The sequence below is a fragment of the Chryseobacterium cupriresistens genome (genome assembly GCF_046614675.1).
Taxonomy (GTDB): Bacteria; Bacteroidota; Bacteroidia; order Flavobacteriales; family Weeksellaceae; genus Chryseobacterium; species Chryseobacterium cupriresistens.
Window position 1 is genome coordinate 144,849 of sequence record NZ_JBKKJT010000007.1, and the last position, 22,749, is coordinate 167,597.

The 22,749-nt window shown below is 36.5% G+C and carries 20 protein-coding genes; 17 read left to right on the forward strand and 3 right to left on the reverse strand.

Translation table 11 applies throughout. The features are described 5' to 3' along the window. Positions 1-121 precede the first annotated feature (121 nt). Together ACLI50_RS18255 and ACLI50_RS18260 are read left to right on the forward strand one after the other, a co-directional pair. Positions 122-2,179, forward strand: a complete 2,058-nt coding sequence (locus ACLI50_RS18255; protein WP_411414376.1) for a M13 family metallopeptidase — start codon at positions 122-124, stop codon at positions 2,177-2,179. Between the two features lie 357 nt (positions 2,180-2,536). Next, entirely contained in the window at positions 2,537-4,633 is a 2,097-nt protein-coding gene (locus ACLI50_RS18260; protein WP_202839698.1) for a M13 family metallopeptidase, read from the forward strand. A 58-nt stretch (positions 4,634-4,691) separates the two neighbouring features. Here the strand turns inward: ACLI50_RS18260 and ACLI50_RS18265 are convergent, their stop codons facing one another. After that, positions 4,692-5,738 carry a hypothetical protein gene (locus ACLI50_RS18265; RefSeq protein WP_343643737.1) on the reverse strand — a complete coding sequence of 349 codons (1,047 nt, stop codon included), beginning with the start codon at positions 5,736-5,738 and terminating at the stop codon, positions 4,692-4,694. 351 nt (positions 5,739-6,089) lie between these two features. Here ACLI50_RS18265 and ACLI50_RS18270 point away from each other — a divergent pair, with 351 nt between their 5' ends. The 11 genes from ACLI50_RS18270 to ACLI50_RS18320 all read left to right on the forward strand — a co-directional run bounded on the left by ACLI50_RS18270 (position 6,090) and on the right by ACLI50_RS18320 (position 18,257). Further along, positions 6,090-6,536: a type VI secretion system contractile sheath small subunit gene (locus ACLI50_RS18270; protein WP_041461881.1), complete on the forward strand. Its 447-nt coding sequence runs from the start codon at positions 6,090-6,092 to the stop codon at positions 6,534-6,536. A 20-nt stretch (positions 6,537-6,556) separates the two neighbouring features. Then, entirely contained in the window at positions 6,557-7,918 is a 1,362-nt protein-coding gene (locus ACLI50_RS18275; RefSeq protein ID WP_062676366.1) for a DUF5458 family protein, read from the forward strand. 78 nt (positions 7,919-7,996) lie between these two features. Continuing rightward, positions 7,997-8,455: a hypothetical protein gene (locus ACLI50_RS18280; RefSeq protein WP_330745553.1), complete on the forward strand. Its 459-nt coding sequence runs from the start codon at positions 7,997-7,999 to the stop codon at positions 8,453-8,455. Between the two features lie 195 nt (positions 8,456-8,650). Beyond that, on the forward strand, positions 8,651-11,119 hold the full coding sequence (locus ACLI50_RS18285; protein ID WP_411414377.1) for a glycoside hydrolase family 24 protein: 2,469 nt from the start codon (positions 8,651-8,653) through the stop codon (positions 11,117-11,119). 3 nt (positions 11,120-11,122) lie between these two features. After that, on the forward strand, positions 11,123-12,064 hold the full coding sequence (locus tag ACLI50_RS18290; RefSeq protein WP_411414378.1) for an XAC2610-related protein: 942 nt from the start codon (positions 11,123-11,125) through the stop codon (positions 12,062-12,064). 255 nt (positions 12,065-12,319) lie between these two features. Next, a complete protein-coding gene (gene mutY, locus ACLI50_RS18295) occupies positions 12,320-13,354 on the forward strand; it encodes an A/G-specific adenine glycosylase (RefSeq protein ID WP_411414379.1) in 1,035 nt (344 codons plus the stop codon). A 44-nt stretch (positions 13,355-13,398) separates the two neighbouring features. Next, positions 13,399-13,956 carry a gliding motility lipoprotein GldD gene (gldD, locus tag ACLI50_RS18300; protein ID WP_110009162.1) on the forward strand — a complete coding sequence of 186 codons (558 nt, stop codon included), beginning with the start codon at positions 13,399-13,401 and terminating at the stop codon, positions 13,954-13,956. Positions 13,957-13,983: 27 nt separating this feature from the next. Next, the gene (locus tag ACLI50_RS18305; protein ID WP_079240824.1) at positions 13,984-14,907 is read left to right on the forward strand and encodes a PfkB family carbohydrate kinase; all 924 of its coding nucleotides are present in this window, start codon (positions 13,984-13,986) and stop codon (positions 14,905-14,907) included. Between the two features lie 86 nt (positions 14,908-14,993). Then, the gene (locus ACLI50_RS18310; RefSeq protein WP_202839682.1) at positions 14,994-16,361 is read left to right on the forward strand and encodes a peptidylprolyl isomerase; all 1,368 of its coding nucleotides are present in this window, start codon (positions 14,994-14,996) and stop codon (positions 16,359-16,361) included. A gap of 166 nt (positions 16,362-16,527) precedes the next feature. Continuing rightward, the gene (locus ACLI50_RS18315) at positions 16,528-17,472 is read left to right on the forward strand and encodes an NAD(P)H-dependent flavin oxidoreductase (RefSeq protein WP_202844354.1); all 945 of its coding nucleotides are present in this window, start codon (positions 16,528-16,530) and stop codon (positions 17,470-17,472) included. A 14-nt stretch (positions 17,473-17,486) separates the two neighbouring features. Then, positions 17,487-18,257, forward strand: coding sequence for an alpha/beta fold hydrolase (locus ACLI50_RS18320; RefSeq protein WP_411414380.1), 771 nt, complete (start codon positions 17,487-17,489; stop codon positions 18,255-18,257). 70 nt (positions 18,258-18,327) lie between these two features. On the opposite strand, the gene ACLI50_RS18325 is transcribed toward ACLI50_RS18320, so the two are convergent. Next, positions 18,328-18,948, reverse strand: coding sequence for an HD domain-containing protein (locus tag ACLI50_RS18325; protein ID WP_202839678.1), 621 nt, complete (start codon positions 18,946-18,948; stop codon positions 18,328-18,330). A 26-nt stretch (positions 18,949-18,974) separates the two neighbouring features. Continuing rightward, positions 18,975-19,274, reverse strand: coding sequence for a rhodanese-like domain-containing protein (locus ACLI50_RS18330; protein WP_411414381.1), 300 nt, complete (start codon positions 19,272-19,274; stop codon positions 18,975-18,977). Positions 19,275-19,438: 164 nt separating this feature from the next. Between ACLI50_RS18330 and queG the strand changes: the two genes are divergently transcribed. From queG to ACLI50_RS18350, 4 genes are all read left to right on the forward strand, one after another. Beyond that, a complete protein-coding gene (gene queG / locus ACLI50_RS18335; protein ID WP_411414382.1) occupies positions 19,439-20,377 on the forward strand; it encodes a tRNA epoxyqueuosine(34) reductase QueG in 939 nt (312 codons plus the stop codon). Between the two features lie 360 nt (positions 20,378-20,737). Then, positions 20,738-21,421 carry a TIGR02117 family protein gene (locus ACLI50_RS18340; RefSeq protein WP_277694249.1) on the forward strand — a complete coding sequence of 228 codons (684 nt, stop codon included), beginning with the start codon at positions 20,738-20,740 and terminating at the stop codon, positions 21,419-21,421. A gap of 3 nt (positions 21,422-21,424) precedes the next feature. Next, positions 21,425-22,072 carry a murein L,D-transpeptidase catalytic domain-containing protein gene (locus ACLI50_RS18345; RefSeq protein ID WP_343643910.1) on the forward strand — a complete coding sequence of 216 codons (648 nt, stop codon included), beginning with the start codon at positions 21,425-21,427 and terminating at the stop codon, positions 22,070-22,072. A 46-nt stretch (positions 22,073-22,118) separates the two neighbouring features. Next, the gene (locus tag ACLI50_RS18350; RefSeq protein WP_343643908.1) at positions 22,119-22,571 is read left to right on the forward strand and encodes an SRPBCC family protein; all 453 of its coding nucleotides are present in this window, start codon (positions 22,119-22,121) and stop codon (positions 22,569-22,571) included. Positions 22,572-22,749 lie beyond the last annotated feature (178 nt).

The window sequence follows — 22,749 nt, forward strand, 5'->3', positions numbered from 1 at the left end:
TCACAGCTTCCTGCTCCCAACTTCCCACTTAAGAAGCTTTCATGTTATTTATTTAAATTTGTTTTTATAAAAAGTAACAAATTCAAAATAAATCATACATATTCTATAAATTGTTATCATAATGAAAAAAATAACGCTTTCTTTGTTTTTAATAGCAGGGATCTGTACTCAGACGACTATGAGCGCACAAGCAAAAGCTGCTAAAGTAGCAGTGAATAACACAGATAAAGGCTTAGACCTTAGCCTGATGGACACTTCTGTACGTCCTCAGGATGACTTTTACAACTATGTGAGTGGAACATGGATGAAAACAGCCAAAATTCCATCTGACAAACCAACATGGGGAAGCTTCAACAAACTGGCGGAGGATACGGATAACAATTCCATGACCATCCTGAACTCTCTTCTGAAAGATAAATTTGCTGACGGAAGTGAAGGGAAAAAGATCCAGGATCTGTATGCTACATACATGAACATGGAGAAAAGAAATGCAGATGGAATCAAACCGATCCAGGAAAATCTGAATAAGATTGATGCTATTAAAAATATGGCTGATCTTCAGAACTACCTTACTTCTGTAACGAAAGAAGGTGAGAACATTCTTTACGGATGGGGAGTGGATGCAGATCTTAAAGATTCTAAAATGAATGCTGTTTATTTAGGAAATGCCACTTTAGGTTTAGGAAGAGACTACTATCAGAAAGTAAATGAAAAAAATACAGAAGCTATTGCTGAATATCAGAAATATGTAGCTTCAATGCTAAAAGAATTAGGATATAAAAATGCTGATGAGGCTGCAAAAGGTATTGTAAATTTTGAAAAAAGTGTCGCAAATACCTATCTGACAAATGAACAGAGCCGTGACAACACGCTTCAGTACAATCCTAAAACAATGGCTGAACTTTCAACGTTGGTGAAAGGAGTAGACATCCCTGGTTACCTTAAAAAAGTAGGTGTAAATACGGATAAGGTCATTATCAGTGAATTAGGATTCTATAAGAATTTTGATAAATTGATCAATGCTCAGGACCTTCCTGTGATCAAAGATTATCTTAAATTCCATATGATCCACGGAAGTGCTTCTTACTTAAGTGAAAACTTAGGAAATATGAAGTTTGCTTTCTATGGCAAATACCTTAGAGGCCAGCAGGAACAGAGAGCTCTTAACAAGAGAGGATTTGAATTGATCAACGGTACTTTGGGAGAAGCTTTCGGAAAACTATATGTTGAGAAATATTTCCCTGCTGAAGCAAAAGCTCAGATGGTAGAACTGATTGACTATTTAAAGAAAAGTTTCGCAGTTCATATCAATAACTTAGCATGGATGTCTTCTACCACTAAGGAAAAAGCAATGCAGAAGCTGAACAAGTTTACTGTAAAAGTTGCTTATCCGGATAAATGGAAAGACTATTCAAAATTAAATATCGTTTCTGAAGCTAAGGGAGGAAACCTATATCAGAACCTTCAGAACATTACCGAATGGCAATACAATAAAGATTTAGCTAAAATAGGCAAGCCGGTGGATAAAACAGAATGGGGAATGACTCCACAGACTGTAAATGCATATTATAACCCGGTAAATAACGAGATTGTATTCCCAGCTGCCATCCTTCAGCCGCCATTCTTTAACCCTAAAGCTGATGCTGCTGTAAACTTCGGAGGTATCGGTGCAGTTATCGGTCACGAAATGAGCCACGGATTTGATGATTCAGGTGCACAGTTCGATGCCGATGGTAACCTGGTAGACTGGTGGACTCCGGAAGATAAAGCGAACTTCGAAAAAGCAACAAAAGCCCTTGCTTCTCAGTATGATAAATATGAGCCTGTAAAAGGAACTTTTGTAAACGGTACTTTCACAAACGGTGAAAATATCGCTGACTTAGGAGGTGTAAACATCGCTTATGACGCTCTTCAGATGTATTTAAAAGACAAAGGAAACCCAGGGAAAATCAGCGGATTTACTCAGGATCAGAGATTCTTCCTAAGCTGGGCAACCGTTTGGAGAACATTATCAAGTGAGAAATATATGGTGAATCAGGTGAAAACTGATCCGCATTCTCCTGGATATTTCAGAAGCTTCGGTCCGCTAATCAACGTTGACGCTTTCTATAAAGCATTTGATGTGAAAAAAGGAGACAAATTATACAAAGCTCCGGAAGACAGAATCAAAATCTGGTAAAAATAACAACCGCTCAGCAATGGGCGGTTTTGTTTTTTTAGGTAGCAGGTGATAGATGGTAGGTAGCAGGTAGCAGATGGTAGGTAGCAGGTTTTAGGGATTAGGGAAAATAGGTGATAAATAATAAGTAATAAGTAATCGAAGGGACAATCGTTACAATAACGGCTCCCATCATTCCCCTCCCACGGAGGGGTGGCAAAAATTCAAAGAATTTTTGACGGGGTGGTTCTATACCTAATAACATTAAACATTAAACATTGAATTTTTCGCTTTTCACCATATATTAATTATCATTCACTACATATCATTAAAGTTTGTATATTTGATAAGTTTGTGTAAAATCAAAAATTATCTTTAATGAAAAAGCTAAATATTGGAATACTTGCCCTTTCAGGTATTGTATTTCTTAATTCGTGTGGTACAGCTAAGACTGCAGGGACAGAGAATAAAACTGAAGCTACGGCAAAAGTAGCCGAACCGGTAAAAGAAGAAGCAAAAGAAGAGGGAATTAATTTATCGTATATGGATACAAGTGTCCGTCCACAGGATGACTTTTTTAGCTATGTGAACGGAAACTGGGTGAAAACGACTCAGATTCCTTCCGATAAAGCCAACTGGGGTTCTTTCAATGCCTTGAGAGAAAATGTAGATGATGCTTCATTAGATATTTTGAACAAAATCCTTACAGAATCATACCCTGCAGGATCAGAAGGGCAGAAAATCCAGAATCTTTACGCTTCTTTTATGGATACAAATAAAAGAAATACGGAAGGTCTGGCACCAATTAAAGCTGATCTTGCCAAAATAGATGCTATTAAGACTCTTGCTGATCTTCAGAAATACCTTTTGGAAGCTACAAGATTAGGAGATAATTCTTTCTACGGATGGAGAGTAGGTGCTGATATGAAGAATTCCAAGATGAATGCGGTGTATCTTGGTGGTCCGGATCTTGGTTTGGGAAGAGATTATTACCAGAAAGTAAATGATGCCAATACAAAAACACTGGCCGAATATCAGACGTATGTTGGAAAGTTATTCGGAGTTTTAGGATATAAAAATACAACTCAGGCTGCACATAATGTGGTAGACTTTGAAAAACAGCTTGCCAATTACTTGCTGACACTTGAGCAGAACAGAGATGCCAACTTAAGATACAACCCTAAAAATGTATCTGAATTATCAGGTCTTGTGAAAAACGTTGATCTTGCCAAATACCTGAAAGATGCAGGTGTAAACACAGACAGAGTGATCATCGGAGAACTGAAATACTACCAGAATATGGATCAGTTCATTACCCAGAAAAACCTTCCTCTGCTGAAAGACTATCTGAAATACCATATCATCAATGGAAACGCAAGCAACCTGGATGACAATTTAGAGCAGATCAGATTCGATTTCTATGCCAAATATTTACAGGGACAAAAAGAACAGCGCCCGATGAACAAAAGAGGGCTTACCCTTGTCAATGGTGTTCTTGGTGAAGCTTTCGGAAAACTTTATGTAGACAAATACTTCACTCCAGAAGCTAAAAAGCAGATGGAAACGTATATTGATTACCTTTTAAAATCATTCAAAACCCACATCGCAAACATAGACTGGATGTCTCCTGAAACCAAAGTGAAAGCTCAGGAAAAATTATCCAAGTTTACCGTAAAAATAGCTTACCCTGACAAATGGAAAGATTATACACAATTGAAAGTAGAATCTCCAAAAGAAGGAGCTACGCTTTATTCAAACCTTCAGAATGTTGCTGCATGGCAATATCAGAGAAGCTTAGATAAAGTAGGAAAACCGGTTGATAAAACAGAATGGGGAATGTCTCCACAAACTGTAAATGCTTACTACAGCGGATCAAACAACGAAATTGTATTCCCAGCAGCCATTCTTCAGCCTCCTTTCTACAATCCTAAAGCGGATGCTGCAGTGAACTTCGGAGGAATCGGAGCCGTAATCGGTCACGAAATTTCTCACGGATTTGACGACAGCGGTTCCCGTTTCGATGGAGACGGTAACCTGAATAACTGGTGGACGGATGCAGACCGTAAAAATTTTGATGCAAAAGTAGGCCAGTTAGCTGCTCAGTACAGTGCTTACGAACCTGTAAAAGGAAGCTTCGTGAACGGTAAATTTACAAGTGGTGAAAACATTGGTGACTTAGGTGGAGTGGCAGTGGCTTATGATGCCCTTCAGATGTACTTAAAAGATAAAGGAAACCCTGGAAAGATCAGCGGATTCACTCAGGATCAGAGATTTTTCATGAGCTGGGCAACGGTTTGGAGAACGAAAGCTACCGATCAGTATATGATCAACCAGGTGAAAACCGATCCTCACTCTCCGGGAATGTTCAGGGCATTTGGTCCGTTGGTCAATCAGGACTCATTCATTAAAGCATTTGATATCAAACCGGGAGACAAAATGTATAAAGCTCCTCAGGACAGAATAAAAATCTGGTAATTTTACCTTAAATTGTTAGACAAGAAAGAATCCGCCTCACTTGAGGCGGATTCTCTTTTTAATATTCTTTCTTATAGTTCCGGAGCACAAACTTTATTCCGGTTTCTATAATATCTCCCATGGTTTTACAATATTTGAAATTGACATCGTAAGTGAGTTTTTGTAAGGCTGTCCTTAGTTCTATGACATTGGCTTCCGGCGCAATATTGTCTTTTTTCATAATAGAAATGAGCTCATAAAATCTGTTTTGGCTGCTCGTAACTCTTTTTACAATCTGCGAACGCACTTCCTTACGGTACTGTTCTATAGAACTTGGCTTCAGTTTTTCCAGAACCATATTCACCATCTGATTGTTTTCTTTAAAATACTGGGGAAGATATACTTTCAGATTTCCCTCGTAAGTCTGCTGATCAAAATCGATGGGACGGATTCTGTAAATCACCTGGTCGAAATCATGGATGGGAATCACCACATAATTATAAGAACGCATGTCACCAAGAAGCCCGATAAGGCAGCGTTCGTTGAATTTCACAAATTCCTTGGAGATCTGTGCTTTTTCCAGTTCTGTACAGTTGGGCAGATGTTTCTGAATAAAGATATCCCCGGGAATTCCTAGGATATGCTCTTCAATCAGAGTGTTTTTATACACCAGAAAGTTAATCCGGTTGGGAGAAAGCAGATCTTCAAGTTCCAGTCCGAATATCCGGGAAGCATCAGCCTGTTTAATATAAAAATAGGTATAATTATCATTCAGTACATTTCTCACCCGGATCCGGAAGGGTTTTGAATTTCCGAAAGTACAAAAATCGATGGTATCCACTGTCAGATAAGGTAGCGTAGCGGTATCTCCATCAGAATGAAGGAGGGTGTAAATTTTATTTAAATTAGCTTCTATTTCTTTAAACTCATATTCAGAATACAATACTCCAAGCCATAAGGTATCTTTTCCTTCCTTATCCAGAATACTCACACTATCATTAAATCTCAAAAGATCTTCATACAGAAACTTAATTTTGGTGGTTCTGTTGTACTTTTCCAAATATTGCTGTAATGCTTCTGAAACTGGAAATATCGGTTTTCTGAACGCTATTTTTACATCTTTCATAACACTGTTCACTTTCTTTAAATATAAAGAATATTTTCTTGTAAAGTCTGAGGATTTCTTATTTTAACATTCATTTTACCATTTTGTACAGAGTACGAGAACGAAAAATTATTTAATTTTTCTTGAAAGACTTTATTTATTTTTTCATAGCTTAGTGATATCGTAATACGGTGATTTTATGTTGAATAAATGCAGGAGAATTTTGATGATCCAAGAAAAATCTTAGTAAAATTTTGTATGTTACAGTTTTTTTTTAAATTTAAACATTGGATTGGTAATTTATTTGATTCATCGGTAAATTACTCAAGGACAGATCCAAACCAAAATAGTAAATCTCAAAATAACAATAATATGGCAATGTTTAATTATGGTGTTGGCGGAAACGAGGTAAAAGTAGACGCTAATGAAGCTATTCAGGAAATACAGGAAAATAAATCACTGATAGTAAGCCAGCTTACAACAGAAGAGTCTTATACCCCTGAAATCGTAACAGGATTAAAAACAGTGGAAGACGTTTTCAGACATTTCCAGCCTTCAGTATCGGTACAGCACGAAACAGAAGATGGTGGAGTGGTAGAAGAAGAATTCCGTTTTCAAAACCTTGGAGACTTTACCCCTAAAAGCCTTACTCAGAAGTCGGATTATCTGCAGCAATTGAGCATGGAACAGGAGCAGTACAATAAAATAGTACGTCAGCTGAAAACAAACAAAATTCTGCGCAATATGCTGGAGAACGATCAGACAAGAGCGGCGTTCATAGAGGTATTGAAAGAAGTGGCACAAGAACTTGAAAAATAATTAAAGACTTACATTAAATCATGGATAGCAAATTACAGGCACAAGAAAGCCAGCAGCAGGGTCAGCAGCAACACGCAGGGCAGCCGAAGGGCAACCCGCTTGCAGAGCTCAATAAAATGGGAGGATTTGGCTTTGTTGAATCCGTTGTAGACGGTATTGCCAATATGAACCCAACAAGAAAGGCAAGAAAAGAAATCTTCCTGAACGACAGCAATAAAGCAGAAGAAAGAAAAGAACTTCTTCAGAAGATCAACCTTTGGGTAAACCTTTTAGAAGGTAGCGAATCTGCTGATAAAATGGCTGATACGTGCAAAAGTAAAGCACAACAGGCCGACGAGAATTTAAAGAAAAACTTAAAAAATACACTGGATGCTGTTCGTATGCTGGAAACCAACTACAGAACAGTAGCTCAATTCTATAAAAATACAGAATTGGATAAAGTGGATAACGTAAGTATCGTCAATGCAAGCCTTGAGCAGGTTTCCGATCTGGATAATCCTCTGTTCATTGATGCTATTTCAGAAGAATTCAAAAATTATTACGACCGTCTTGACCTTAGAGATAACTACTCAATCCTTGCCATACCTGGATATTTAGGATCAAACAAGGTCATCGAGAAGTGGGCAAAAATCTGTAACGAAAACAAAGTGATGATGGTTACAGACTTCGCCAACCTTGATAAGCCGGATGATGTAGTAGACTTATTCCACTCTGCAAACCTTACAGGAGGTGAGCTTCACAGAAGTAACGTTATCATGACGTGTAACTGGCTGGTAGGACGTGGTAAAGCTGAAGAAGTAGGGGAAGAAGAAAACGTAGAGCTTCCGCCTTCCACTTCATTAGCCGGAAAAATCCATAAAACACTGATGTCTCAGGTGGCAGCAGGTAAAAAGCATGGTAACATCAACGAAGTAGACGCCGTAAAATTCGAACTGAAGAAAAGTGAAATTTCTCAGCTGGAAAAAATGGGTCTTGTACCAATGGTTAACGAGTACGGAAAAATTATGGCTTTCTCAGCGAAGACCTTATTTACAGGAGACAATATCGGTCTTCAGACGTATTCCGTAGTCCGTGTATTCGACTATGTAACTAAAGTATTACTTGATTTCCTTAACAGGAGAGCCTTTGAAAACTGGAATGCTAAGAATGAGGATGATTTGAGAAGACAGATTGTAACATTCCTTGACAATATCAAAGGACCGGACAAGCTGATCGAGAAATTTAAAATTGTTCGTTTCGAGCAGGATAGAGTAAACAAAGACAGAGTATGGCTGGATATCCGCATGACCCCTTATTTCCCTACAAAAAGTTTCGTTATTAAATTGGACGGACACAAAGGAGATGATGGTAACGAATGGGATGCAGAATATACTCAGGAGTAACATAAACATACTTTACATAACAAAAACCGATGCAATATTACATCGGTTTTTTTTCAACCAACACCTATGAAATTGAATATGAATAAGAAACTTATCATTGGTTTACCAATGTTATCAATGGTTCTTTTGATAAGTTGTGAAAAAAAATACCAAAGTCCGGGCACTTACGAAAATGATCTTTTCGCACAGGAACGCCAGGAAGGAAAAGCATACATCATGAATGAAGATGAATGTTTTGATGGAAGTGAACTCGTACTTGCAAGCTCAGATGTAAAACTTTCAGACAGTTCAAAAGGCCGTGGAAAATCATTCTATCTCTATAAAGTGAAATCCGGAAAAGTATTGAAAACAGTAAGAGATTCTACGGTAGATATGCCGATGCTGTTTTTATCTCAATATAAATTAAAGATCAAAAATACAGATTCTATGTATGTGTATCTGAAGAAGCTTGAAGGGTATCGTTTTATAGCCAAAGACAGAAACCTTAAGTATCAGTGGTTAAAAGCGGCTCCGGTATATTCTGTTGAGAAAAATTAACTTTAAATTCAAGTTTTTTATATCACTATATCATGATTTTTTTTACTTTTGTTTTTGAACAAACACAAAAACAAAATGAAAAAGAATGTAACCCTGTATGAGGATATAATCCTTCATCCTCTCCTACAATTTAATCTGAAAAGTAATACCTGTCTCTATAGCTTTCAGCTGGAAGCTATTTAAGTTCTATCAGCCATGACAGGGAATATTGCCGGGGATCAGAATCCTCGGGTTGGAACAGTGTGTTCCTACGAAATAAAGCCTTCAGGACTTTCATTCGTACTGAATAGGGACTATGAATGGTATCTTTTTAAGAAACAAAAGAACGGAAGCTGGAAAGACATCACCGGAAAACCAAAGACCGGTAAAAAAGTGACTTACAACTTTGGAGAAATAGCGTTGGGAGTAGAGTTTCAAATAAAAGTCTATGAGATTAAAAAAGGTATTTTACCCGGCCTTCCAGCCACCAGAGAACTGGTTGGCAGCCTTATAATAGTTCCTATCAGCAACAAGGTTCCGAAGATTGATAAAGTAGTCCTCTTTAACAGAGGAGCAAAAGATTTCAATACAACCAGCTACCGTGATACTCTTATTGCGCAGGCTCACTGCATCGCGATGTTTAATAAAGAAATTGAATTTCACCTTTGGGAAGATGATGCTCCTGGGAAAGGGCACGATGCCAGTATTAACAAAAACAACCGTCACACCCGCAGCTATAAGGCTCGCGTCAATGAAAAAGGAATTGCGGAAGTATCTATTCATTTAATGTCTGATGAAAAAATCCTTCGTCAGATGGCCAATCAGTTTCTGATGAAAGGTGACAGAAATGAAGGCGCGAATCATGAATATTATGTTACGGCCACCTGCTCCGGGAAAATTCAGGGAGCCAGCCAGGTGAATGTAGAGGTAGCCAACCCTGATTATAAGGGACAGCCTCAACCCAAACCTAAGCCGCAGCCTGAGAAACACACACCAAAATTTCCTGTCGGACCAGGAGGTGGTCCCAAACAGCCGGATCCTAAAGGTAATATTATAGAAGCTGTTTTCATAGATGATACAGGAAAAGAGCTTTCCAAAGTAGCTTTAGGAGATAAAGTTAGGGTAAGAATTCACTCCAAAAATATGGTGGGAAAACACATTCAGTATGTCATCTGGAAATATGATTCCACATCCACTCATGAAGTTTATAGAAGTGCAATGATTAAAATTCCTGCCGATGTATATGATACCCCAGGATTTATCATTACAAAAGTTAGTTCTGAAAAAGAAATAGGCTTTCCTATCGGCAATTCGGACTCCTATACACAAAACTATTTTATAGAAATTATCTCCAAGGATCTTTCTGCGGAATCTCAGAAATTTGGGGTAAATTCGGATGGTTTGATGGAAGTGGAGAAGGTGAAGAGTGCGGTGGTGGTGCAGAAGCAGCCTGTGCAAGGGAAATCAACTGGCAAAAAAGTGTGCGAATGCGAAGCTAGGGTAAGAGCTTATATGAGGATGCTTAGAGTTGGTGAAGGTACGGGAGAAATAATTAAATCTCAAAAATATAATAAGGAAAAGAAAAAGATGGAAGTTGTCTATATTACCAATGATTTTGAAGGTGGTTACACTAAATTATTTGGAGGTAGTCATTTCACTGACCCACCTTATAACAAAGGTATGATTACTCACCCTGATATTAAAATTCTTTGGTACACAAAAAAAAATGGAGAAAAGGTATATAGTTCGGCAACAGGTGCGTACCAAGTAATGGGATATACTTGGAATGATAATGAAATGATAAAGAAAAGAACTATATATAAAATAAAAGACTTTTCTCCCGAAAATCAAGATAAATTTTGCCTGGTACTTTTTAAACATAAACGAGCAGGTATGTTAGATTTGATAATGAAAGGAGATATACAAGGTGCTACTGAAAAATATGGAAGTTATGAATGGGCGAGTTTACCTCCTGGAAGATATGGACAACCTATTGAAACAATGGAAAAAGCATTGGAGTTATATACTAGATTTTATCAAGAAGAATTATCTGGTAAAAGCCCTTTACATTTAAAAAAAGGTTTTTTAAAAGAGTTCGGACATGATTGCTGTGAAGAAACTTCCCAAAAGAATAATCAAATAGAATTATCCTGTGGCAAATCAGAAATTGATTTGAGAGATAAAATAAAATGGCAAACACAATTTGACTCTAAGTGGGGAGGACGTGATAAACAAATGGTAGCTTGTAAAAAGACTTGTGATGATATATTGATTAATAGTGGACTTAGAGCTACTTCATTATCTCACTTATACCAAATAGCAATAGAAAATAATACTCATACACAGTTAGATATTAATACTCAAATTTCAAAAGAAGCTGTTTTATATCTAGATGCTGAGTTGGAAAAAGGACATCCAGTACAAGTGGGAGTGGATCATGGATTAGGTTACAAAATTAATAATAACGCTGATCATTCTACTGATCATTTTGTAGTTATTGTTGGAAGAAAATGTGATGGTATTAAATGTTATTATATTTTTTACGATGTTGGTACGAGTAATAAAGATAAAGGGGCGAGTGATGATAATCGTTTGTATTTCGATCCAACAAATTACTCTTTAAAGGGAAAGACAGTTTATAATGGCCATTTTTATACAGTTACTCAAATAAGAAAAAATAATTAAAGAATGAAAAATATAATAAATAAATTATCATACATAACATTATTTACTTCTATAATAATCTCCTGTCAGTCTAAAGAAGAAAAACAAATGAATGGAGGTTATTCTGAAAATATTGCCAGTGATTTATATAATAGTAAATGGTATCTCATTAATAAAGAAAACAATGAATATTACTATTGTACTAATGGAGATCAATTTTTCGAAATAAATAAAGATAAAATTTACGATCATACTCCTATGGAAGATACCACTTTTAGTATTGATCATAAAAAAGAAAAAGGAGATAAAATATTTTTGTATGGAGATAAAAAAGAATCTTTTTATTACATTATAAGATGGGTTGATAAGAATAAAGGAATTATATCATTCCAATTAAATACATATGAATCCAACCTTTTTATAATAGAAAAAAAATTAACAAGCATTAAGAATAAAACCTGTCAGCCAAGTACTAAATCATGTGAGTTTAAAAACCTGTCAAATAAGTATAAATTTATTTTAGAAGCCGAAGAATATAAAAATGAGAAGGAACAAAAATATCCAACTTCAGCGTGGATTATTGTAACAAATAAAAAGAACGGCAAATCACAGGAGATTCATTATGAACCAAATTCATGGACATCTTATCAAGATTTGCCGTGTACCAACTTTTTTGTAAAAGATTTTAATTTTGACGGCTTAGAAGATTTTGCAATTGTTTGGGATCAGGGAGGCGTCGAAAAGTTGTATGAATATTATCTTCAAGATAAAAACGGAAATTTTTCTGCTTTAGCATCTTTCCCTTTACAGCATGGAATTTTAACAGAAAATATTGATTTAGTAAACAAAACAATTACAACACAAAGTATTATAGGATGTTGTCATATTAATATAAATAAATATAAACTTAATTCTAATACTACTTGGGAAAGTTCTTCGGAACAGCACGAACTAAAGAAAAAATAATTTATAATAGATGAAATATGATTAGCAACTGATGAAATCCTTTTTAACTTCATGATGTTTATATTTTTTTTGATATTCAAGTAAGTATGAGGAGATAAGAGAAAAAAATTAAATTTATACAATAACAGATTCACAAAAAAACTCCTTCAACATCAAAAACAGGAAAAATAAAATAAACCTATCTTTGCAGCATAGAAACAATGTTCAGGATGAAGAGAAAATCATCTCTTCAATGATTTAAAATAAGATTGGTTTTTGGAAAAAAATAAAACAGGTTCAGAATTCCTTCATATAGGAAACAGGCTTTTGGAGTGGTACAGAAATAATGCAAGAGATCTGCCTTTCAGACAGACAAAAGATCCGTACAAAATCTGGATCTGTGAAATTGTATTTCAGCAGACGAGAATCAATCAGGGATTGAATCATTATAATAATTTCATTAAACGATTTCCCGATGTTAAAACATTGGCAGAAGCTGAAGAAAACGAAGTCTTACTCTACTGGAAAGGTTTAGGCTATTATTCCAGAGCTATCAATATTCATAAAGCTGCCCGGCAGATCATGAACGATTATCAGGGTGTCTTTCCTCACGAATATGAAGAAATTTTAAAACTGAAAGGAGTAGGGAAATATACTGCGGCAGCGGTTTCAAGCATCTGCTTCGGTGGAAGAATGCCTGCTGTTGACGGGAATTTCTACCGTGTTCTGAGCCGTCTTTTTGCCGATGATTTTGATATTTCAAATTCAAGAGCGTTTACCTATTTTTCTGAACTGGCCGCCCTGGTAATGCCGGAAAATGTAGGAGACTTTAATCAGGCTATGATGGATATCGGCTCGGAAATCTGTAAACCCAAAAATCCGTTGTGCGGAGAATGCCCTGTAAATGAAGATTGTCTGGCATTTTCCATGCAAAAAATTTCAGATTATCCTGTAAAAACAAAAAAAGTAAAAGCAGAAGATCTTGCTTTGACCTATTATTTTGTTCATAAAAAAGGACAGTTTCTGATCCGTCAGAGAGCAGATGACTTCATATGGAAGAAATTATTTGAATTTCCCACAGCTATTCCTTCCGATATGGAACCCTTCATTACAGGTTCAAAAACAGTTACCCATAAACTGACTCATAAGAATTTAAGCATTGAAATTTGGAATGTCGAGGTTACTTCAGAAAAACAATGGAATGATTTTATCGCTGAAAATCAATACCTGATTACAGACCTTGAAGACTCTCATGAAAAATCCTTTCCGAAGCCTTTGGAAATTTACATTCAAAACGCACTGAAAGACTGAAATTTGTCTTCTGAAATCTGAAATCTAATTTGTACTTTTGCAAAATGATTAAAAAAGTCATTTTTATTTTTGTATCGCTGCTTTTAATTTCATGTGGAAAAGACCCTTCACCAAAACCTTATGGAGAACTGCGTCTTGAATATCCAGCACCGAAATACCAGAAGTTTGAAAACGATTGCGCCTATACCTTTGAGTATTCGGACTTTGCTTCCATAACGCCAGCCAAAAAACCTTGCTGGTTTTATCTGAACTATCCGAAAATGAAAGCTAAGCTTTTCGTTACTTATTATCCGATACAAAACGACTTTGCTGACCATATCAAGGAAGCTGAAAAAATGGTGTATGAACATACCATCAAAGCCAGTTCTATAGATACAAAATCCTTCGAATACCCTGAAAAGAAAGTATACGGGAACTTCTATGAACTGAAAGGGCAGAGCGCTTCTAATCTGCAATTCTACATTACAGACAGTACGAAACACTTCGTAACTGCTTACTTATACTTTAACACGAGGCCAAAACCGGACTCTCTTGCTCCCGCAGTAAATTATATCAAAAATGATATGAAACATCTGCTGGACACTTTTGAATGGAAAAAATAATTACTTTTAATATACATTGAAAAATATATGAAACTTTTAGTTGTAGGAAGTGTTGCATTTGATGCAATTGAAACACCATTTGGTAAAACGGACAAAATTTTAGGAGGTGCAGCCACTTATATCGGGATCACTTCATCAATTTTAGGCGTTAAATCCGGAATTGTTTCTGTAGTAGGAGGAGACTTTCCACAGGAACATCTGGATATGTTCACAGACAGAGATGTAAACATTGAAGGAATTGAAATCGTGAAAGAAGGAAAAACATTCTTCTGGTCCGGAAAATACCACAACGATCTGAATACAAGAGATACTTTGGCTACAGAAGTAAACGTGTTGGAGAACTTTGATCCGAAAATCCCGGATTCAATGCAGGATGCCGAAATTTTACTACTTGGAAACCTACACCCTGGAGTTCAGTTATCTGTACTTGAAAAAATGAACAACCGTCCTAAGCTGGTTATCCTTGATACCATGAATTTCTGGATGGATTCTGCATGGGATATCTTAATGGATATGATTGCAAAAACAGATGTTATTACCATCAATGATGAAGAGGCAAGACAGCTTTCAGGAGAATATTCTTTAGTGAAAGCAGCTAAAAAGATCCACACAATGGGTCCTGAATATGTGATCATTAAAAAAGGAGAGCACGGAGCTTTACTTTTCCATGACAATAAAGTATTTGCTATCCCGGCACTTCCACTGGAAGATGTTTTCGATCCTACAGGAGCCGGAGATACTTTCGCAGGAGGTTTTGCCGCATATCTTGCTAAAAAAGGAAAAATTGATTTCGAAACGATGAAGTCTGCTCTTATCGTAGGATCTGCAATGGCTTCATTCACCGTAGAGAAATTCGGAACAGAAAGGATAGAGGAAGTAAACGAAGCTGATATGTTCAGCAGATTGAGACAATTCAAAGAATTGACAACATTTGATGTTGAACTGCAATAAATAAGTCTTTTTAAGAAATATTTATAATAAAAAATTGAAGGAAATTCGTTAAGAATTCTAAATTTGCAACTTGTTAAAATAGTAAAATGACAAATAAACTAAAAATCACTTTTCTTCTTGGGATTTTCATCATGATATTCTCTTCAAATATGATGAATGCTCAGCTAAAACAAGGAGATCTGGTGGATGGCATTGCAGCTGTTATCGGGGATGAGATTGTATTGGAATCTGATGTAATCGAGCAGATGAATTATGGTAAACAGCAGGGAGCTGCCAACACAGACAAATGTGAGTTCCTGGAAAATCTTATCAGCAATAAACTTCTTGTATACGAAGCAAAAAAAGATACGTTAATTGAAAACCGTTCTGCAGCAATCAAAGAACAAGCTAATGCAAAATACCGTCAGATGCTTTCCCAGTTTCCGGATGAAAAAACAATGCTTGCAGCCTATAAGTTCAGAAATGCGTATGAACTGAAAAATGCTATTGAAAAAATAGATACAGACCAGTATTACGGACAGGCGAAGTACCAGAGAGTTACTGATAAAGCAGACGTAACTCCAAATGAGGTAACTGATTTTTACAATATGTATAAAACACAGCTGCCACAGGTAAAAGATGAAGTTACTTTAGCTCAGATTATGATCTACCCGTCACTTACAGAAGCTCATAAACAAGACCTTATCAACAGACTAAAAAAAATCAAACAGGATATTATCGGAGGGGAAACTTTCGAAAGCCAGGCAAGAATTTATTCTGAAGATGAAGGGTCAGCTGCCAACGGAGGATTATATAAAAATATCAATAAAGGGCAGATGGTGAAGCCATTCGAAGCTGCTGCATTGAACCTTCAGGAAAATGAAATCTCAGATCCTGTTGAATCTGAATTCGGATTTCACATTATTCAGTTGGTGAAAAGATCCGGTAAAGTATATGATGCAAGACACATCTTGTTGAAAGCTGTTCCTACTGATGATGAGATCAAAACTGCAAAAGCAAAATTAGACAGTATCAGAGGTCTTATTATCGATGGTAAAATAACATTCAAAGATGCGGCTTTTAAATTCTCAGATGATAAAAGAACAAAATTCAACGCCGGGATCATTCCTGGAGCCGATGGTTCTGATAAAATTGAAAGAGAAAGTATCCCCGGAACAATCAGCTACGAATTGGCAGGTTTAAATAAAGGTGATATTACTACTGCTTTTGAAGATGAAGAGAACAAAAGAAAACAAATCAAGATCATCAAAGTGGAAGATGTGATTCCTTCTCACCAGATTACACTGGAGACAGACTTCAGCAGAATCAAGCAGATGGCACTGAATAAAAAGAAAAGTGAAATGGTTGAAAAGTTTGTCAACTCCAAGTTACCGACAACCTTTATTTCAATTGACGGACGTTACGATAGCTGTAACTTTAAGTCTAACTGGAAGAAACAATCCTTAACAAAATAAAATCAAAACCTTCAGAATTTCTGAAGGTTTTTTTTATAATAAGCTTTAAAGAATAATAAGCTATGATAGAAAATATTGACATATTTTTCCCGGAAAACAGTTGTTTTTATTATTTTTACACATGAGCAATTTTATAGATTTTAACGCTGCAAAAAAACTTCATGACATGGAGGCTACACACAATAGAATTTCACACCTTTTTAATATTAAATATCCAATTATCCAGGCAGGCATGATCTGGCATTCAGGATGGAGACTTGCTTCTGCAGTTTCTAACTGTGGAGGATTGGGAATAATAGGAGCAGGAAGTATGTATCCTGATATCCTGAGAGAAAACATCCGGAAATGTAAACTCGCAACAGATAAGCCATTCGGGGTAAATGTACCGATGTTATATCCTAATATTGAGGAAATTATTCAGATCATCCTTGAAGAAGGAGTGAAAATTGTATTTACGTCAGCCGGTAACCCGAAAACCTATACGGAAACCCTTCAGAAAGAAGGAATAAAAGTAGCTCACGTCGTTTCTTCCACCAAATTCGCTGTAAAATGTGAAGATGCCGGAGTAGATGCCATTGTTGCAGAAGGTTTCGAAGCAGGAGGCCACAACGGAAGAGATGAAACCACCACATTCTGTCTTATTCCGAATGTAAAGAAACATATTTCTAAACCGTTAATCGCTGCCGGGGGAATTGCTTTGGGTTCACAAATTAAGGCTGCAATGATTCTTGGTGCGGACGGTGTACAGATCGGTTCCCGTTTTGCTGCTACCCACGAAGCTAGCGCCCATGAAAACTGGAAAAAGAAAATTACAGAACTCCAGGAAGGAGATACACACCTTACGTTGAAAGAACTGGCTCCTGTAAGAATGGTTAAAAATAAATTCTTCAATGAGCTGGAAGATATTTATGTGAACGGAAGAAACAAAGATGCTTTAATCGCATCGCTGGGAAGAGCCAGAGCAAAAAAAGGGATGTTTGAAGGAGATATGGAAGAGGGAGAACTAGAAATAGGCCAGGTTTCTGCTTTAATTGATGAAATTCTTCCGGTGGAAACTGTTTTCAGCCATCTTTTAAAAGAATTTGAAGAAACGAAAATTCCGGTTTTTTAATATGATTTTATTCGATGGAAGGAAGAAGAATTGATGTAAAGGGACAAAAATTATATATCGAACACAATAATCAATTCCAAGACAGGCCTACGATTGTTTTTCTGCATGATTCATTAGGATCTGTGCAGCTTTGGAGGGATTTTCCGGCAAAACTGTCTGAAGCAGCACAGTGCAATACCCTTGCTTATGACCGGTTAGGCTATGGTAAATCATTTCCTATGCTTACTCATGAACGGCCGGTACATTATATGGAACTGGAAGCAGATTTGTTGAATGATGTACTGATTGAAATGGATATTGATAACGCGATTCTCTTTGGGCACAGTGATGGGGGAACAATTGCTTTGATCACCGCTGCAAAATATCCCGAAAGAATAGAAGCCGTTATCTGTGAAGCTGGTCATATTTTTGTAGAAGAAACAACTTTAAAAGGAGTTTACGACGCATGGGAAACTTACAAAACGACCAATCTTCCGGAACGTTTACAGAAATATCATGGCGATAAAGTAGAAATGCTTTTCAGAGCCTGGACAGAAACCTGGACACGGGATGATTACAGAACCTGGAATATAGAGTATTTCCTGAAAGATATTACAGCTCCGTTGTTATTTATTCAGGGAGAGGCTGATGAATATGGGACACTGGATCAGGTAGAAAAAACAGTGACTCAGGTTAGTGGAAGGTCGGAAAAATATATCATTCCCGGTATAGGCCATACACCACATAAAGAAGTACCTGAGCTTGTATTGGAGAAAGCGGCCGGATTTATCAGCAAATATTTCTAATATACAATATCAACAAGGCACCTGTTAACGGGTGTCTTTGTTTTTGTTAAATAAACAGATTGATCTATTTTTATTTCAATAACTGAAGTTCAGCAGCAATATTTTCCTTTGCCCGGGCTTCATATCTTTCCTTAAAATATTTCGTTTTAAAAATACTTTCAAGCTCAAGGAAATGTTTGAGCACTTTTTTTCGTCCCGGTTTATACAGAAAATCAGGGTAAATGGAATACTCTTTTCTTATATTCTGAGTGTATTGCAGATAGGTTTTTAAATCCTTTCCCAATACAGAAAGATCAGCATCCAGTAGATAATTGGTATCGTCATCATCAGAGCGTTGGTGAGATTTTGTTGCCAGAATCTGCGCAGAAATGAGTGAAATTTTATTTCTATCTATATCAAGTTCTCCAAGCCTTTTTTCTGCTTTGGCCGCACTTTTTTCCTCATTAGACTTAGAAGAAGCATCGTAGATAACGTCATGGTAAAACACGGAGAAAGAAATGGCTGTAAAATCTGAAATCTCGCTTTTCACAGCTTCAAGTTCACTGAACATATTTTCAAGATGAAGAAGATTGTGGTAGTGTCTGCCTTTTTCAGAATATCTGGTTTCAAGTTCATTCCACAGGCTGTCGATCAGCTGTTTGTTTTCGGTGAAAGAAGAACAAAGCGTGTCAAAATAATTTTTCAGATTCATAGAAATAAGATAAAAAAAAGGAACTTTTAAAAAGTTCCCTGATTTGCTTCCAGAACAGCCTTCAGCTCAGACCAGCCTCCGCCGTTGTAACCGTCCTTTAATCCTTGAGCGTTAAGATAATCCAATGCTTTTCCGCTTCTGTTTCCACTTCTGCAGAATAAGATAACAGGCTTTTCAATAGATAGGATCTCATCCTGTCTGTCTTCTACTTCACCTAAAGGAATATTCTTAGCACCATCTATATTACCGTCCATTTCAAGCTCCATTGGCTCACGAACGTCGATTAATTCATAGTTTCCTGATTGTATTACTTCTATTAAAGACATAGTTGTTGGTTTAAACATTAAATTAGAAACGAAATTACGTATTTTTTTTTTGAAAAAAATCCTAATTAAAACATAATTTTTTAAGAAAAGAACCATCAATGGGATGTACTTTGGCAGAAATCTGAAGATTGATAAAATAATCTTAATTTTGCAGTGTGAAATTAATGAATGCAGACGCTGAAAAATATTCCCAACTCATAAAGTCCAAGGCAAAAAGTTTTGGATTCCAGAGTTGTGGCATTTCCAAAGCTGATTTTCTCGAGGAAGAAGCTCCTCATCTTGAAAAATGGCTGAAGAATAATTATAACGGCGAAATGAAGTATATGGAAAATCATTTCGACAAAAGACTTGATCCGAGACTTTTGGTAGAAGGTTCAAAATCTGTGATTTCACTTTCTTACAATTACTTTCCTGAAGAAAAAATTTCAACGCTGGAGAACTTTAAAATCTCAAAATATGCTTATGCAGAAGACTATCATGAAGTAATCAAAGAAATACTCCGTGAAATGGTTGCTGAGCTGCAGGAAGAAATAGGGGAATTTGGATTTCGTGTCTTTGTAGATTCTGCGCCGGTTTTGGAAAGAGCCTGGGCGAAAAAGTCGGGAATAGGCTGGGTAGGGAAAAATGCCAACCTTATTACCAAACAAAGCGGTTCTTTTTATTTTCTGGCCGAAATCATCTGCGATCTGGAGCTGATTCCTGACCATGCCACTACGGATCATTGCGGAAGCTGCAGAAAATGTATCGATGCCTGTCCCACAGATGCCATTGTTTCTGAAAAGATTATAGATGGAAGCCGATGCATTTCTTATGCAACCATAGAACTCAAAAATGAAATTCCGGATTATTTTAAAGATAAAATGGAAGACTGGATGTTTGGCTGCGATATCTGTCAGGATGTCTGCCCCTGGAACAGATTCTCAGCACCCAATAAACAGAGCCGTTTCCAGCCCAATGAAGCCTTGAAAAACTTTAAAAAAGGAGAGTGGAAAGAACTTACCCAGGAAATTTTCTCAGAAATCTTCAGAAAGTCTCCCGTAAAACGTACTAAATTTACAGGACTCAAAAGAAATATTGAGTTTTTACAGAAATCTTCTGACTGATTTTTCTCTGAATTTTTGGTGACAATCCCTCTTTTGGAATTTTTTGAAGTTCCAAACCAGAGCTGATGGTCGACCATTCCTTAAATTTTTCGCTTTAAGGAGGTGAAGATTTACATCAATAAGTTTCTTAAAAAGCCTTTCCTATAAAGAAAAATTGATTTTCAGGAGATCAGAATCTCACCGAAAATCAACGTCTTTTTTGTATTCTTTTAGGAGCAGTTTTTACTCTTACTTTAAACCTTTTTTGGGATTTAGTATTTTTACGCATATTTGTGAATATTTCGTAACTAAATATAGCTAATTTTTCGATTAAAACAAATACTTTTACTAAAAATTAAAGATTAAATTTTATTAAAAAACATGACTGTGAAAACAATATTTATGTATCTCCTGAAAGTGGTAGGAATTATTTTAGGGATTGTGATTATTTATGTCATCCTTGGGTTGTTGATTCCCTATATTCCTGTTTCCGCAAAAAATGACGGACAAAAGAAAGAAATTCCAATCTACATTTATACCAACGGAGTGCATACCGATATTGTAATGCCTGTGAAAAACGATTTGCAGGACTGGAGCCGGAAAATTCCTTTTGCCAATACAAAATCAAAAAGAACAGACTATCAGTATATAGGGATAGGATGGGGAGATAAAGGTTTTTATCTTGATACACCTACGTGGGCAGACCTGAAATTTTCAACAGCCATAAAAGCTGCATTCTGGCTAAGTGATTCAGCTATGCACTGTACTTATTATAATACGATGAAAGAAGGCGATGACTGTAAAATGATTATGATCAGCAGAAGTCAGTATGAAAATCTGGTGAAATATGTGGAAGATAAATTTGACAGAGATCAGAACGGAAATTTTATGCTGATCCCTACCAATGCTGTTTACGGTGATAACGATGCTTTTTATGATGCAAAAGGGACTTACAGCTTTCTGTATACCTGCAACACCTGGTCAAATAACGCTTTGAAGGCAGCAGGGCAAAAAGCCGCACTTTGGACTCCTTCTGATTTCGGAATCTTTCAGCATTATAAATAAAATATGAAAAAGGTTTTTTGGTTTTTCACCATCTTTTGGATCTGTTCATGTTCTCAGGAAAGGAGAAATAATACAATAAGAACGGTAGAAACATCAGTAGTTGTAGAAAAGAAACCTGAAGCTGATTTTTCTAAATTAAAAATAAAAGCAGAAGAAGCCCTGAAATTCTGTGCTTCAAAGAACCTCAGCAAAGATTTCTGCATTCTTATTGATATGAGCCTTCATTCCGGTGTTAACCGTTTTTTTATCTGGGATTTTAAAAATAATAAGATTTCGAAACAATATCTGGTAGGACATGGCTGCGGTTCCAATTCATGGAGTAAAGATGATTCTAAAGCCAATCCGGGTTTTAGCAATGAAGATGGAAGTCATCTATCCTCTTTAGGGAAATATAAGCTTGAAGGAAGAGGCTACAGCGATTGGGGAATCAATATCAAATACCTCATGCACGGCCTGGAAGAAACAAACAGTAATGCTTTAAAAAGATTTATTGTCATTCATTCATGGGACATGATGAGCGATAATGAAGTGTTTCCTGACGGATCTCCCGAAGGCTGGGGCTGCCCGACTGTTTCCAACAACGCGATGAAAGAAATTGATCCGATGATTCAGAAATCGGGAAAACCTGTACTGATGTGGATCTATAATTAAATTTTTACCTTTGTTTCATAACAATCGTGTTAACTGATTACGCCTTATGAAACATACCCTTTTCCGCGAACAACAGCTCAATTGTGATATAGAAACGGCCTGGAAGTTCTTTTCCTCAGCCAACAATCTTTCAGAAATTACTCCGAAGGACATGGGCTTCATTGTATTGACGGAAATGGAAAACGATGAAATCTACGAAGGAATGCTCATCGATTATTACGTTTCTCCGTTATTTGGTATCAAAATGAAGTGGCAGACCGAGATCACCCACGTTGATTTCCAGAAAAGCTTTATTGATTTTCAGAAAAAAGGACCGTACAAATTATGGAACCATCATCATGAATTTATTCCCAATGCCGAAGGTGTTCTGATGAGAGATACTATAGATTATGAACTTCCCATGGGATTTTTAGGTGAAATTGCCCATCGCCTTTTCGTCAGAAAGAAACTGGAACATATCTTTGATTATCGTTTTAGGATACTGAGTAAACTGTTCTAAGTATTCAATAGGAACGGGCTTTAGCCCGTTAAAAATAAGCCAAAATTCATCTGGCTTTAGATTCTGTGTTAACTTCCAAATATTTTTTATACATTTATATTTATAAAAGCGACCTTGAGTTAGCTTGCGTAGGGTGAACGTCTTTGATTTTTACCCTACTTTCTTCAAAATCTATCTG